This window comes from Streptomyces sp. NPDC050658 (assembly GCF_044457025.1).
Lineage (GTDB): Bacteria > Actinomycetota > Actinomycetes > Streptomycetales > Streptomycetaceae > Streptomyces.
This window is the reverse complement of record NZ_JBITGM010000008.1, coordinates 69,329-82,424: the sequence shown is the minus strand read 5'-3', so window position 1 is coordinate 82,424 and position 13,096 is coordinate 69,329. Positions and strand designations below refer to the sequence as shown.

The following is a 13,096-nucleotide window of genomic DNA, read 5'->3' as shown; positions in this document are numbered from 1 at the left end:
ACGACACGTGCGGCAGCGCACTCCTCTGACGCTCCCCCGCAGCCCCCGCGTCGCCCGTTCGGCCCCGCCCACCTGCGGGAACGACACGGGCCACGGAGCGTGGGGGCATGAGTTTCACCGATGAGTTGAAGAGCGCCGTCACCCCGCGAGCAGCCCTGCTGGTCATCGGCGTACTCGCCCTGCAGCTGCTCTTCATCGCCTCCTACGTGGGGGCGCTGCACGACCCGAAGCCGAGGGACGTGCCCTTCGGGGTCGTCGCCCCGGGACCCGCGGCCGAGGAGGCGTCGGCGCGGCTCGGGAAGCTCCCCGGTGATCCGCTCGACCCGCGGGTGGTCGAGAGCGAGGCCGCGGCCCGCAAAAAGATCATGGACCGGGACATCGACGGCGCCCTGGTCATCGACCCCCGCGGCACCACCGACACCCTCCTGGTCGCCTCCGGCGGCGGCACCGCGCTCGCCACCGCGCTGGACCGGATCACCACCCAGGTCGAGGCGGCCGAGAAGCGCACGGTGCGGACCGTCGACGTGGCCCCCGCATCGGGCCAGGACTTCAACGGGCTCTCGTCCTTCTACCTGGTCGTCGGCTGGTGCGTCGGCGGCTACCTGTGCGCCTCGATCCTGGCGATCAGCGCGGGCTCCCGCGCCGCGAACGGCCCGCGCGCCCTGATCAGGACCGGGGCCATGGCGCTCTACTCCGTCGTGGGCGGGCTCGGCGGCGCACTCATCATCGGCCCGGTCCTCGGCGCCCTGCCCGGCAGCATCATGGGCCTGTGGGGCCTGGGTGCCCTGATCGTCTTCGCGGTCGGCATGATCACCCTCGCCCTGCAGTCGCTGACCGGCATCGTGGGCATCGGCCTGGCCGTCCTCGTCGTCGTGATCGCGGGCAACCCGAGCGCGGGCGGCGCCTTCCCCCTGCCGATGCTGCCCCCGTTCTGGGAGGCGATCGGCCCCTGGCTGCCACCGGGAGCGGGCACCTGGGTGGCCCGCTCGATCGCGTACTTCGAGGGCAACGCGGTCACGGGGCCGCTGCTGGTACTGGCGGCTTGGGCGGTGGTGGGCACGGCCGTCACGTTGGTCATGTCAGCTCTGCGAGGAGACCGCCGGCCGGGCGAGACCCGCGCTCCCTGAGGGGCGCGGGGAACTGCGCGACCAGCCACAAACGGCTCGCGGTCGGCGAACCAGATCAGCCCCCCACCCTGTCTCCGTAATACGCCCGCCGCATCAACCCCGCCATCTCGGAGAGCATCGGCATCCGCGGATTGGCGGGCGCACACTGATCCGCGTACGCGTTCATCGCCTGCTGCGGAAGCGCCTCCATGAAGGCCGCCTCGTCGACGCCTTCCTCCTGGAAGGAGCCGGGAATCCCACACCTGGCCCGCAGCTCCTCCACCGCGAGGGCGTAGGCCTCAACCCCCTCCTCCGCGGAAGCCGCCGGCAGCCCCAGCATCCGGGCGATCTCCTGGAACCGCTCCGGCGCCCGGTACACCTCGGCCTTCGGCCACGGCGTCGCCTTCCCGGAGACGGTCCCGTTGTGCCGGATGACATGCGGCAGCAGCAACGCGTTGGTGCGGCCGTGGGCGACATGGAACGTACGCGGGTACGTTTCCGGCGCCGACGCCGAGCGCGGGCTTGCCGCAGGAGTAGGCGGCCCTGACCATCGCGTTGCCGCCGGTGGCGAGGATGGTGGAGACGCCCTCGTGGTTCATGAGAAGGCCGGTGGCCGCCATCGAGGGCTCCTCGATCCACTGCACGCAGTTCTCGGGCGCGCCCGCCTCGACCGCGGCGTCCCGCACGATCCTGGCGGCCTCCGCCGAGCAGTGCTGCGCGCTCGGGTGGAAGGCGAAGACGATCGGGTTGCGGGTCTTCAGGGCGATGAGGGCCTTGAAGAGCGTGGTCGACGTCGGGTTGGTCACCGGGGTCATCGCGCAGACGACGCCGACCGGTTCGGCGATCTCGGTGATGCCGTTCAGCTCGTCGCGGGAGATGACGCCCGCGGTCTTCAGTCCGCGCATCGAGTTCACGACGTGCTCGCAGGCGAAGAGGTTCTTGACGGCCTTGTCCTCGAAGAGGCCGCGGCCGGTCTCCTCCACCGCCTGCCGCGCCAGCTCCCCGTGCCGGCTCAGCGCGGCGAGGGAGGCCTTCTTGACGATGTGGTCGACCTGCTCCTGGTCGTACGACGCGAACTCGCCGAGCGCGGTCAGCGCCCCCTTGACCAGTCCGTCCACCATCTCGTCAGTCGTCCCGGTGGCCGGTCCGTCCAGCATCTCCTTGGCCCGCATGGCAGGGCTCCTTCAGTGCGACCTTTTCGCTGCTGTGCTGCGCTGATACCTCCATTCGACATCCGTACCGGTCGCCCGCCGCACCGAAAAGGGCCTCGTTCCAGGGGCCGAAGGTCCCGCCGCGTACCGAAAAAGTCCCACCCCCGCCGCGGCGGGGGTGGGACTCAGGACTCCGCGGACTCCGCGGATTTGCCGCAGGTCAGCCGATTTCCGCACCGAGCGCGGTCAGCGCCTCCGGCACCGGCTGGAAGAACGTCTCCCCGCCGGAGGTGCAGTCGCCGCTGCCGCCCGAGGTCAGGCCGAGCGCGGTGTCGCCCGCGAAGAGCGCGCCGCCGCTGTCGCCGGGCTCGGCGCAGACGTCGGTCTGGATGAGCCCGTTGACGATGTCGCCGTTGCCGTAGTTCACGGTGGCGTCCAGACCGGTGACCGAGCCGTCGTGCAGCTGGGTCGTGGAACCGCTGCGCTGCACCTTCTGGCCCACGGTCGCCTCGCCCGCCTTGGTGATCGCCTGGGTCGAGCCGTTGTAGAGGTTCACCTCGCTCGGGTGTGCGGTGTCGCCGGTGTACTTGACCAGGCCGTAGTCGTTGTCGGGGAAGCTGGAGTCGGTGTTCTCGCCGATGACCGGGCCGCCCTGCTCCTCGGACCAGCTGGTGATCCCCTCCGTGCAGTGGCCCGCGGTCAGGAAGTGCGGTGCGCCGTCCTTGACCACGTTGAAGCCGAGCGAGCAGCGGCCGCCGTCGCCCCAGATGGCGTCGCCACCTGCGATGAAGGGCTTGAACTCCCCCTTGCTGTGCTGGAGTTCGGCCTTCGGGCCGAGCTTCTTGACCACGGCGGTCAGCTTGTCCATCTCGGCGCCCTTGACCGTGCGGTCAGCCGTGACGACGACCTTGTTGGTCGCCGGGTCGACGGCCCACGAGGTGCCGGGGATGGACGCCTTGTCGCTCAGCGTGGTGCGGGCGCTCTTCAGCTCGGCCAGCGAGTTCTCGACGATTCTCGCCTTGGCGCCGGCCGCCTCGGCCGTCTTCGCCGCCGTCTCGTCGAGGACGTTCACGACGAGGTTCTTGCTCTTGGCGTCGTAGTACGTGCCGGCGGCGTCCACGCCGAGGTCCTTGACGATGGACGAGGCGAGGTTTCCGGCCTTCGCGACCGTGAGGGTGTCCGGCGTGGGGGTCGGGGCACTCTCACTGGCGTTCGCAGTCTGGAAGGTCACTCCGGCGGCGATGAGCGCGACCACGCCGGCTCCTGCCGCGGCCGCGCGTCCCTTGGGTATGCGTCGGTGCTTCAACTCACGTCCTCCTGTGGGGGGTCGGCCCGTTCGGTGTGGGGGGACCTATGGGCCGGAAGGCGTACCGGCACGGAGTCGCACACGCTGAGATAGCCGCGTCCATGCCAAAGGGCGCGGCCCACTATTCCGAGACCGTCCGGTAGCACACAAGGTCTACTTCAGGACGCGCACGCGACAGACACCGTGCGCCCCCTCCCCCTTCACGGGACCCGGTCGCGCCACGTCGGTTCCCGTTGCAAACACCGCGTGCGAGCGGGCGGTCGGCAGCGGGTGAGGACTAGTCCTGTCCGGTTTTCGACTCTCCGCGCGCCACCTGATCTCCGGCTTCCGAATCCTGCGCACCGGATTCCGGCAGGGCCTGGGGCCGCTCCTCGGGCCGCTGCCGGGGCTGCTCCTGGGCCTGTTGTGCGCGTTCCAGGAAGCGGAGCAGTTCGACGGGGAAGGGCAGGACGAGGGTCGAGTTCTTCTCGGCGGCGACGGCCACGACCGTCTGCAGGAGGCGGAGCTGGAGGGCGGCGGGTTCCTCGGCCATCTCGTGCGCGGCCTCGGCGAGTTTCTTGGAGGCCTGCAGCTCGGCGTCGGCGTTGATGACGCGGGCTCGGCGCTCACGGTCGGCCTCGGCCTGCCGGGCCATGGACCGTTTCATCGTCTCGGGCAGGGATACGTCCTTGATCTCCACGCGGTCGATCTGCACGCCCCACCCGATGGCCGGCGAGTCGATCATCAGCTCCAGACCCTGGTTGAGCTTCTCGCGGTTGGAGAGCAGGTCGTCGAGATCGCTCTTGCCGATGATCGAGCGCAGGGAGGTCTGCGCCATCTGCGAGACGGCGAAGCGGTAGTCCTCGACCTGGACGACGGCCTCGGCGGCGTCGACCACCTTGAAGTAGATGACCGCGTCCACCCGCACCGTGACGTTGTCCCGCGTGATGCCGTCCTGCGCGGGCACCGGCATCGTCACGATCTGCATGTTGACCTTACGCAGCCGGTCCACCAACGGCACGATCATCGTGAACCCCGGCTCGCGCACCGAGCGTTGCAGCCGTCCGAGCCGGAGCACCACGCCTCGCTCGTACTGCTTGACGACGCGCGCCGCCGCCATCACATAGACCGCCCCGACAGCCCCGACGGTCACTCCCGCTGCCACCAGCTCCTCGACCATGCCGGCCCCCCAGGGTCCGAATTGGGCATGTTGGGCGTGTCCTTCGAAGGTAACCCCGCACGGCGCGCAAAGGGAGACGGGAGACAGGGGTGAACCCCCGCCCTGACCACGGACGGGGGTTCGTCTGCTGCTGGCTGCCGCTCTGTCGTACGAGGATCAGTACACGCTCGTACGAGGATCAGTACACGCTCACGCCGTACCGGCTCAGCGCCTCGGTGACCGGCTGGAAGAACGTCGTGCCGCCCGTGGAGCAGTTTCCGCTGCCGCCCGAGGTGAGGCCGAGCGCCTTGGTGCCCGCGTAGAGCGGACCGCCGCTGTCGCCGGGCTCGGCGCAGACGTTGGTCTTGATCATGCCGTAGACGATGTCGCCGCCGCCGTAGTTGACGGTCGCGTTGAGACCGGTGACCGAGCCGCTGTGGGTACCGGTCGTGGAGCCGCGCCGCTTGACGGCCTGGCCCACGGTGGGGTTGCCCGCGCTGGTGATGTCCTGGCTGCCGACCGTGCCGGACTTGGTGATCGACGTGTTGGAGTACTTGACGATGCCGTAGTCGTTCGTCGGGAAGCTGGAACCCGTCGTGGACCCGAGCGTCGTCGTGTGCCCCGAGTTGGACCACCAGGTGGTCGCGCCGTCTGTGCAGTGACCGGCGGTCAGGAAGTAGTAGGTGCTGCCGCTGCGGACGTTGAAGCCGAGCGAGCAGCGCCAGCTGGACGCGTAGATGGCGTCGCCGCCGGAGATCAGCTTGTTGAACTTGCCGGGAGTGCGCTCGATCTTGAGGGCGCCCGCGTTGCCGCCCGCCGCCTTCTTGATCTTCGCGATCTCGGCCTGGGAGACGGTGCTGTCCGCGGTGACGACAAGGCGGTTGGTCGCCTTGTCGACGGCCCAGGCGGTGCCCGCGACATCCGCGTCGAGCACCGCGTCGCCCGCCTTGGTGAGCTGCGCCGAGCTGAAGGTGGTGACGTCGTTCGCGTTCGCGGCGGGGACGGCGAGCGCGCCGACGGCCACGAGTCCGGTGGCCACGGCGAGCAGACGTGTGTGTCTCGCTATGCCACTGCGGGGGGTGGTGCGCTTGATCCTCACTTGTTGTTCCTCCCGAGGGGAAGTCAGTGGGCCCGCGTGGGTTGGGAGCCCGTGAGGCGCAGCCAAAGAGCAAGAGGCGGCCCGGATTCCGGATACGCCGTGCCCCTGACAAGCGCTGCTCGGGAGTATTCGGGCCAGGCGCGGCCCGCACAAGGGCACCTTTCGGCCGTCAGCCGGATACACGTCGACCGGCCCCGGTGGCTGTCGTACCTCACGTACGCCACCGGGGCTCTGGGTCATCGGCTCTGGGTCAGACGAGTGACCGGCCGAGTAGGTTCCGCTCTCCGGCGGCGATCTCGGCGGCAAGGGTGTTGCCCGGGGGCGGGAAGGGGCAGATGAAGTGGTCGGCGAAGGCGCAGGGCGGGAGGAGAGCGCGGTTGAAGTCGACCGTCGTACGTCCCTCGGCGTCGGGCGCGGCGGGCCGCAGGAAGCGGAACCGGTAGCTGGAGCCCCCGCTGCTCGCGTCGGCGAACACCGCCCACAACGAGCCATCGCCCTCCACCGACACCTGGAGCGTGTGCTGCTTTCCGGCCAGGTCGAAGGCCAGCTCACCGCCCAGGCCCAGGCCCCGCTCGACCCCGTCGGCGTTGGCCACGCGGACGGTGCGCACGCCGCTGCCGGGACTGTCGGCGCTCTCGGCGTCGTACGGCGTGAAGCGCCCCTCCACCGCCCAGCGCGCGTCGTACCCGGTGGCCTCGATGCCCCCAAAGGCGCGGCGCGTGGCGGACTGAGGGTCGAAGTCGCGGACCGCCCAGAGCCCCTCGCGGCGCAGCACGACGAACCGGCGCCCGCCCTGTGCGACGCGGGCCGCGCCCACCGGGCCGGGGTCGGCGGCAAGCCGGGTCTCGCCGCTGAAGGGCCGCCCGTCGAGGGTGAGTCCGTCGCCCGCATCGGCGGTCAGGACGATCTCGTCGCCCGCTTCCGCCGCCTGCGTCCAGCGCCCGGGGATGTCCGGAAGTCGACCATCCGGATAGTCCGCGAGCCAGTGCGTGCTGGTGAGGGAGAGCGGGCCGTAGGGCGCCGAGACCGTCTCCGTCCGCTGCTCGTGCCAGTGCTTCCAGTCGCGTACGGCGTCACTGCTCGCGGCGCTGTCCGCGGCGCTCGCTTCAGTGCTCGTTTCGGTGCTCATGATGATCAACCCTTCCATACGGGCTCGCGCAGCCCGAGATGCGAGCGCAGCGTCGCGCCCTGGTATTCCGTGCGGTACACGCCCCGCTCCTGGAGCAGCGGCACCACCCGGTCGACGAACTCGTCGAGACCGCCGGGGGTGAGATGCGGGACGAGGATGAAGCCGTCGGCGGCGTCGGCCGTCACGAACTCCGCGAGGTCGGCGGCGACCGAATCCGGGGTGCCGACGAACGACTGGCGTGTCGTCGTCTCGATGACGGTCTGCCGGATGGAGAGCCCCTTCTCGCGGGAGAGCGCGCGCCACCTCTCGGCGGTCTCCAGGGCGTTGGTGATCTTCACCCGGCCCTGGACCAGGGACGATCCGGGGTCCGGGTCGAAGTCGGGGAGCGGCCCTTCCGGGTCGTACGCCGACAGGTCCACGCCCCAGACCTGCTCCAGGGCGAGGATCGCGTTCTGCGGGGAGACCTGCTGCCGGCGGATCTCGGCGGCGCGCTCCTGGGCGTCGGCGGCGGTGTCGCCGAGGACGAAGGTGACGCCGGGCATGATCTTCAGGTCGTCGGGGTCGCGGCCGTACCTGGCGAGACGGCCCTTCACGTCGGCGTAGAAGGCGCGGCCGGCCTCCGGCGTGCCGTGCCGTGTGAAGACGACATCGGCCGTGGACGCGGCGAACTCCCGGCCCTCCGGAGAGTCCCCCGCCTGGATGACGACGGGATGCCCCTGCGGCGAGCGTGGCAGGGTGAACTCCCCCTCGATGTCGAAGTGTTGCCCCCGATGCGCGAAGGGCCGCGACTCACCTTGCGGCGTCCAGGAGTCCCACAGCTCGCGCGCGGTCGCGACGAACTCGGCGGCGCGGGTGTAGCGGTCGGCCCGGTCGAGATAGCCGCCGCGCCGGAAGTTCTCGCCGGTGAAGGCGTCCGGTGACGTGACGACGTTCCAGGCGGCGCGGCCCGCGCTGAGGTGGTCCAACGAGCTGAGCCTGCGGGCCAGTTCGAAGGGCTCGTTGAAGGTCGCGTTGACCGTGCCGGCCAGGCCGAGCCGTTCGGTGACGGCGGCGAGCGCGGTCAGCACGGTGAGGGACTCGGGCCGCCCGACGACGTCCAGGTCGTGGATGCGCCCCTTGTGCTCGCGCAGCCGCAGCCCCTCCGCGAGGAAGAAGAAGTCGAAGAGCCCGCGCTCGGCGGTCCGTGCCAGATGCTCGAAGGAGCCGAACTCGATCTGCGAGCGGGACCGCGGATCGGCCCAGACGGTGGTGTTGTTGACGCCGGGAAAATGCGCGGCGAGATGCAGCTGCTTCTTCTCTGTACGTTCACTCATGACGGGTCCCCCGTGCGGGCGGCGTAACGGTTGGCGGGCCGGGCGAGGCCCAGGTGGTCCCGCAGGGTGCCGCCCGGATAGAAGGTGCGGAACAGGCCGCGGTGCTTGAGCAGTTCCACGGTGCCGTTGACGAGCCGCTCCAGATCGCGGCGCGGCTCGGCGAACCGCAGATGGAACCCGTCCACGGCGCCGGACGCGTGCCAGGAGGCGATGAGTTCGGCGAGATCGACGACCCGCTCGCCCTCGCCCAGGTCGACGGTGCGGTCGGCGAGGACCCGCAGCGAGTCCGGGTCACGCCCGAACCCCGCTGCCGCCGCCCGCAGTTCGGCGCGCGCGGCGTCCGCCTCGGCGAGTCCGGTGGTGCGCACCAGCGCGACATCCGCGTACCGCGCCGCGGTGTCGCGGGCGTGCGGGGCGGTGGCGTCGACGACGGTCACCGGGTGGCCCTGCGGCGGACGGGGCACGATGGAAGGGCCTCGGACAGAGAAGGTGCCGGCCGTGAAGTCGACGTAATGCAGCTTGTCCCGGTCGATGAAGCGGCCGGTCGCCACGTCACGTATCTCCGCGTCGTCCTCCCAGCTGTCCCACAACCGGGCGGCCACGTCGGCGACTTCACCGGCCTCCCGCCACAGCTCCGCGCGCGGCGCGGCGTGCCGCCGCCCGAAGAGCCGGGCCTCCGCCTCGCTCGCCGACACGTCGAGGCACCAGCCGGCCCGCCCGTGACTGACCCAGTCCAGGGTCGCCACGGCGGCCTGCACATGGAAGGGCTCGGTATGGGTGGTGGTCACGGTGGGCACGAGCCCGACCCGCGCGGTGCGGGGCGCGACCCGAGCGAGCACGCCGAGCGCGTCGGGCCCGGACCGCCCGAAGGAGTCTTCGAGGGTGACGAAGTCGAGAGCGCCACGTTCGGCGAGCAAGGCCAACTCGGCGAAGGGACCGGCTCCATAGATCCCTGGTAGATCGATGGCAGCGGCAAGATGGAGCGGGGACATGGGTTGAGCCTTTCAAGCAGGGGGGAGTGGGAGCGCCCCAAAGGGGCGCGGGGCTGTGCCGATATGCGGCTCCGCCGCGTGGGCGCGACAAGCCACGACGCTCCCGCAGTCGACACGTCTACGGCTTCGGCTTCGGCAACCCCGGCGGATTGATCCGAGACTTCCGAACAGCCTCACCGGAAAGCCCCCATCGCTTCAGGACGGCCTTATAACTCCCGTCCCGAATCACGTGGTTCAGCGCAGCGGCATACGCGTCAACCAGCCCGCTCCCCCGCCGGGTGGTCGCGGCGATCTCCCCCTGAATCGAGGCGCCCCCGCCGGACAACGTGCCGACGATCTTCGTCTGCCCGGCAGAGGCAACGTGATAGGCGGCAGACGGATTGGGCCCGAGATACGCGTCGATACGCCCCGACTGGAGGGCGAGGTAGTAGTCGGAGTCCTTCTGGAAGTACTTGATGTCCACCGGCGCACGCCCGGCCTTCTCGTTCTCCTTGCTCCAGTCGACGAGGATCTTCTCCTGGTTGGTGCCGGAGGAGACGGCGACCGACTTGCCCGCCACGTCCTTCGGGCCCTGCACCGTCCAGTCGACGTCGTCCCGCGCCTCGAAGGCGATGTTGTCGAGGCGGTACGTCGCGAAATCGTACTTCTCCTTGCGCTCCTCGGTCACCGTCACATTGCCGAAGACCCCGTCGAACTTCCCGCTGTCGAGGCCGACGAAGAGGTTCTCCCAGGACACCTGCTCGAACTTCGGCTTCAGGCCGAGCGTGTCGGCGACCAGGATCGCGATGTCGACCTCGGAGCCGATGCGGGTCTTGTCGTCGGTGGCGTAGAAGCCGAGCGGCGCGGTCGAGTCGGCGCCACCGCCGAGCCGCAACGTCCCCCGCTTGCGCACCTCTTCGGGAACGAGTGCGGCGATGGCGTCGACCTTCTTGCCGCGTACGCGGTTCTGGTCGGGCCCGATGTTGATGTCGCCGACCTTCTTGGTGCCGGGCTTGCCACCGCCGGTCGCGGCGTCGCTGTCTCCTCCGCAGGCGGCGAGCAGGGGTGCGAGGACCAGCGCGGCGACGGAGGCGGAGAGGAGACGTCGGGAAGGGAAAGGCATGTGGAAGCTCCTAGAGGACCTTGGAAAGAAACGCGCGGGTACGGTCATGCCGCGGCCGATCGAGTACGTCACCCGGCGTGCCCTGCTCGACGATGAGTCCGTCGTCCATGAAGACGACCGTGTCGGCGACCTCGCGCGCGAAGCCGATCTCGTGGGTGACGACGATCATCGTGGTGCCCTGTCCGGCCAAGTCCTTGATGACGTCGAGGACTTCACCGACCAGCTCCGGGTCGAGCGCGGAGGTCGGCTCGTCGAAGAGCAGCAGCTTCGGCTCCAGGGCGAGCGCTCGGGCGATGGCGACGCGCTGCTGCTGGCCGCCGGAGAGCTGCTTGGGATAGGCGTCGGCCTTGTCGGCGAGCCCGACGCGGGCCAGGAGTGCCTCGGCGGCCGTGACGGCGTCCTTGCGCGGCCGTTTCAGCGCGGAGACCGGCGCCTCGACGATGTTCTCCAGGACGGTGAGGTGCGGGAAGAGGTTGAAGTTCTGGAAGACGAAGCCGATCTGGGTGCGCTGTTTGAGTACGTCGCGTTCGCGCAGCTCGTACAGCTTGTCGCCGGAGCGCCGGTAGCCGACGAGCGCGCCGTCGACGCTGATCCACCCCTGGTCGACCTTCTCCAGGTGGTTGATGGTGCGCAGGAGCGTGGACTTGCCCGATCCGGAGGGGCCGAGGATGACGGTGACCTCGCCCGTCCGCACCTCCAGGTCGAGGCCCTTCAGGACCTCCAGGGAGCCGAAGGACTTGTGTACGGAGCGGATTTCGACCATCGCGGTCATCGCGATGCCCCCTTCGAGAAGTGGCGTTCGACGTAGTGCTGGAGGACGGAGAGGGCGGTGGTGAGCAGCACGTACCAGGCGGTGGCGACCATCAGGAGCGGCACGACGCGGCCGTTGCGGCCATAGATGACCTGCACCTGGTAGAAGAGCTCGCCGATCGCCATGACGGAGACGATCGAGGTGCCCTTGAAGAGGGAGATGATCTCGTTGGCCGCGTTGGGCAGGATCGAGCGCATCGCCTGCGGCAGGACGATCCGGCGGATCTGCCGCAGCCGGGGGATGCCGAGCGCGGCCGCCGCCTCCAACTGTCCGCCGTCGACGGCCAGTACGCCGGCCCGCACGATCTCGGCGGCGTACGCGGCCTGGTGCAGGGCGAGTCCAAGGACGGCCGCGCTCATCGCGCCGACGAGACCCATCGTGTCGAAGGAGAAGAAGCCGGGTCCGAACGGGATCCCAAACTGCAACTCCTTGTAGAGATAGGCAAGGTTGAACCAGAACAGCAGCTGCACGATGAGCGGGATCGACCGGAACGCCCAGATGTAGGCGAAGGCGACGGCCTTGAGGAAGGGACTGGCGGACAGCCGCATGAAGGCGATCACGATGCCGAGCGCGAAGCCGACGACCGTGCCGTAGAAGGTGAGTTGGAGGGTGACCCAGACCGCCTTGAGGATCACGTCGGCGGTGAAGAACTCGGCGAACACCTCCCATTCCCAGCCGGGGTTGGTGGCGAGCCCATGGGCGAACTGGGCCACGAGCACCGCCGTCGCGACGACGGCCGCCCAGCGCCAGGGATGACGTACGGGAACGACCTTCATCGCACCCAAGTCCTCTTTGGCAGCAGCGACTTCAGTGGCCACCCCGGACTCCGTCACGCTCATCGGGTGCGCTCCGAACCGCGCGCGTAGTGTCGCTCCACGTAGTACTGGCCGACGCTGAGCAGCGAGGTGATGACGACGTACCAGACGGTGGCGACCAGGAGCAGCGGGATGACCTGGTAAGTGCGGTGGTAGACGAGCTGCACGGAGTACAGCAGGTCCTGCACGGCGATCACGCTGACGATCGAGGTGCCCTTGAGCGTGCCGATCAGCATGTTCCCGGCCGGCGGCACGATGGACCGCATGGCCTGCGGAAGCACGATCCGCCGCAGTCGGCGCCACCGGCTGAGCCCGAGCGCCTGCGCGGCCTCGATCTGCCCCCGGTCGACGGAGAGCACACCGCCGCGCACCACTTCGGCGGCGTACGCGGCCTCGTGCAGGGTGAGCCCGATGACGGCGATGGTGACGGGGCCGAGCAGGTTCACCGTCTTCATGCCGAAGAGGTACGGGTACAGCGCCCCGATGTTGAACCAGAACAGCAGCTGCACCAGGATCGGCATCGACCTGAAGAGCCAGACGTACCCCCAACTGACGCTCCGCAGCACGGGGTTGGCGGACAGCCTGCCCAGGGCCAGCAGCGTCCCGAGCGCGAAGCCGAGCGCCATCACGACGGCGGTCAGCCAGAGCGTGAGCCACAGGCCGCGCAGCACGGACGCGGAGGTGAAGTAGTCGCCGACCACGTCCCACTGGAACGCGTCGTTGCGGACGACGGAGTTGACGGTGAGTGCGAGCAGCACGAGGACCACGGCTGCGGCGACCCATTGGCCGACGCGGCGGCGCGGCACGATGCGCGGGACGTCGGGCGGGGGTTCCTGGGGAGGGGCGGTCGCGACTTTGGCGAGCGTGTCGGAAGACATGGCGAAGGCTCCGTGGATACGGGATGAAGCCTTCACACGGACCGAGCCCCTCAGCACGGTCCGCCTTGAGAGTACGGGGCGGATCACGCGCACTGTCAAGGGCGTCCAGGATATGAGCCGTACGTCTCACCGCAGTTGACGTGGAAACGGATGCCTGCTCCACTTGGCCCATGCATCCGCAGCAGTGGCTGGTCACGCGCTCCCACATCGACTTCGGTCGAGTGTGGTCGGCGTCTTGTTCGTCGACCCTCTGAGC

Annotated in this window: 12 protein-coding genes and 1 pseudogene; 1 reads left to right on the top strand and 12 read right to left on the bottom strand. The window is 69.6% G+C overall.

Features of this window, described 5'->3' with window-relative positions:
• The first annotated feature begins 107 nt into the window (after nucleotides 1–107).
• Nucleotides 108–1,127, top strand: a complete 1,020-nt coding sequence (locus ACIBKX_RS26415) for a DUF3533 domain-containing protein (protein WP_363275040.1) — start codon at nucleotides 108–110, stop codon at nucleotides 1,125–1,127.
• Between the two features lie 55 nt (nucleotides 1,128–1,182).
• Here ACIBKX_RS26415 and ACIBKX_RS26410 read toward each other — a convergent pair whose 3' ends face one another.
• The 12 genes and pseudogenes from ACIBKX_RS26410 to ACIBKX_RS26355 form a co-directional block, all read right to left on the bottom strand.
• Nucleotides 1,183–1,557 (bottom strand): iron-containing alcohol dehydrogenase, encoded by a 375-nt coding sequence (locus ACIBKX_RS26410; protein ID WP_363275042.1) that lies wholly within the window; start codon nucleotides 1,555–1,557, stop codon nucleotides 1,183–1,185.
• A gap of 28 nt (nucleotides 1,558–1,585) precedes the next feature.
• Nucleotides 1,586–2,278, bottom strand: a pseudogene (locus ACIBKX_RS26405) (aldehyde dehydrogenase family protein); the annotation flags it as partial.
• A gap of 199 nt (nucleotides 2,279–2,477) precedes the next feature.
• The gene (locus ACIBKX_RS26400) at nucleotides 2,478–3,563 is read right to left on the bottom strand and encodes a S1 family peptidase (protein WP_363275043.1); all 1,086 of its coding nucleotides are present in this window, start codon (nucleotides 3,561–3,563) and stop codon (nucleotides 2,478–2,480) included.
• 277 nt (nucleotides 3,564–3,840) lie between these two features.
• A complete protein-coding gene (locus ACIBKX_RS26395; RefSeq protein ID WP_399376183.1) occupies nucleotides 3,841–4,722 on the bottom strand; it encodes a slipin family protein in 882 nt (293 codons plus the stop codon).
• 178 nt (nucleotides 4,723–4,900) lie between these two features.
• Entirely contained in the window at nucleotides 4,901–5,800 is a 900-nt protein-coding gene (locus ACIBKX_RS26390) for a S1 family peptidase (protein ID WP_363276574.1), read from the bottom strand.
• Between the two features lie 250 nt (nucleotides 5,801–6,050).
• Nucleotides 6,051–6,929 carry a DUF1684 domain-containing protein gene (locus ACIBKX_RS26385; RefSeq protein ID WP_363276575.1) on the bottom strand — a complete coding sequence of 293 codons (879 nt, stop codon included), beginning with the start codon at nucleotides 6,927–6,929 and terminating at the stop codon, nucleotides 6,051–6,053.
• Nucleotides 6,930–6,934: 5 nt separating this feature from the next.
• Nucleotides 6,935–8,242 (bottom strand): NtaA/DmoA family FMN-dependent monooxygenase, encoded by a 1,308-nt coding sequence (locus ACIBKX_RS26380; protein ID WP_363276576.1) that lies wholly within the window; start codon nucleotides 8,240–8,242, stop codon nucleotides 6,935–6,937.
• Nucleotides 8,239–9,234, bottom strand: coding sequence for an LLM class flavin-dependent oxidoreductase (locus ACIBKX_RS26375; RefSeq protein ID WP_363276577.1), 996 nt, complete (start codon nucleotides 9,232–9,234; stop codon nucleotides 8,239–8,241). The genes ACIBKX_RS26380 and ACIBKX_RS26375 overlap by 4 nt, the downstream gene beginning before the upstream one ends.
• A gap of 118 nt (nucleotides 9,235–9,352) precedes the next feature.
• Nucleotides 9,353–10,336: an ABC transporter substrate-binding protein gene (locus ACIBKX_RS26370; protein WP_363276578.1), complete on the bottom strand. Its 984-nt coding sequence runs from the start codon at nucleotides 10,334–10,336 to the stop codon at nucleotides 9,353–9,355.
• A 10-nt stretch (nucleotides 10,337–10,346) separates the two neighbouring features.
• Nucleotides 10,347–11,108, bottom strand: a complete 762-nt coding sequence (locus tag ACIBKX_RS26365) for an amino acid ABC transporter ATP-binding protein (RefSeq protein WP_363276579.1) — start codon at nucleotides 11,106–11,108, stop codon at nucleotides 10,347–10,349.
• Nucleotides 11,105–11,986: an amino acid ABC transporter permease gene (locus tag ACIBKX_RS26360; protein WP_363276580.1), complete on the bottom strand. Its 882-nt coding sequence runs from the start codon at nucleotides 11,984–11,986 to the stop codon at nucleotides 11,105–11,107. The genes ACIBKX_RS26365 and ACIBKX_RS26360 overlap by 4 nt, the downstream gene beginning before the upstream one ends.
• Nucleotides 11,983–12,840, bottom strand: coding sequence for an amino acid ABC transporter permease (locus tag ACIBKX_RS26355; protein WP_363276581.1), 858 nt, complete (start codon nucleotides 12,838–12,840; stop codon nucleotides 11,983–11,985). Before ACIBKX_RS26355 ends, ACIBKX_RS26360 begins: the two co-directional genes overlap by 4 nt.
• Nucleotides 12,841–13,096: the final 256 nt, after the last annotated feature.

What these genes read in the sequence shown, in the direction of transcription:
- ACIBKX_RS26415 (WP_363275040.1), top strand. Translation starts at nt 108, where the DNA reads ATGAGTTTCACCGATGAGTTGAAGAGCGCCGTCACCCCGCGAGCAGCC.
- ACIBKX_RS26395 (WP_399376183.1), bottom strand. Translation starts at nt 4,722, where the DNA reads ATGGTCGAGGAGCTGGTGGCAGCGGGAGTGACCGTCGGGGCTGTCGGG.
- ACIBKX_RS26385 (WP_363276575.1), bottom strand. Translation starts at nt 6,929, where the DNA reads ATGAGCACCGAAACGAGCACTGAAGCGAGCGCCGCGGACAGCGCCGCG.
- ACIBKX_RS26380 (WP_363276576.1), bottom strand. Translation starts at nt 8,242, where the DNA reads ATGAGTGAACGTACAGAGAAGAAGCAGCTGCATCTCGCCGCGCATTTT.
- ACIBKX_RS26375 (WP_363276577.1), bottom strand. Translation starts at nt 9,234, where the DNA reads ATGTCCCCGCTCCATCTTGCCGCTGCCATCGATCTACCAGGGATCTAT.
- ACIBKX_RS26370 (WP_363276578.1), bottom strand. Translation starts at nt 10,336, where the DNA reads ATGCCTTTCCCTTCCCGACGTCTCCTCTCCGCCTCCGTCGCCGCGCTG.
- ACIBKX_RS26365 (WP_363276579.1), bottom strand. Translation starts at nt 11,108, where the DNA reads ATGACCGCGATGGTCGAAATCCGCTCCGTACACAAGTCCTTCGGCTCC.
- ACIBKX_RS26360 (WP_363276580.1), bottom strand. Translation starts at nt 11,986, where the DNA reads ATGAGCGTGACGGAGTCCGGGGTGGCCACTGAAGTCGCTGCTGCCAAA.
- ACIBKX_RS26355 (WP_363276581.1), bottom strand. Translation starts at nt 12,840, where the DNA reads ATGTCTTCCGACACGCTCGCCAAAGTCGCGACCGCCCCTCCCCAGGAA.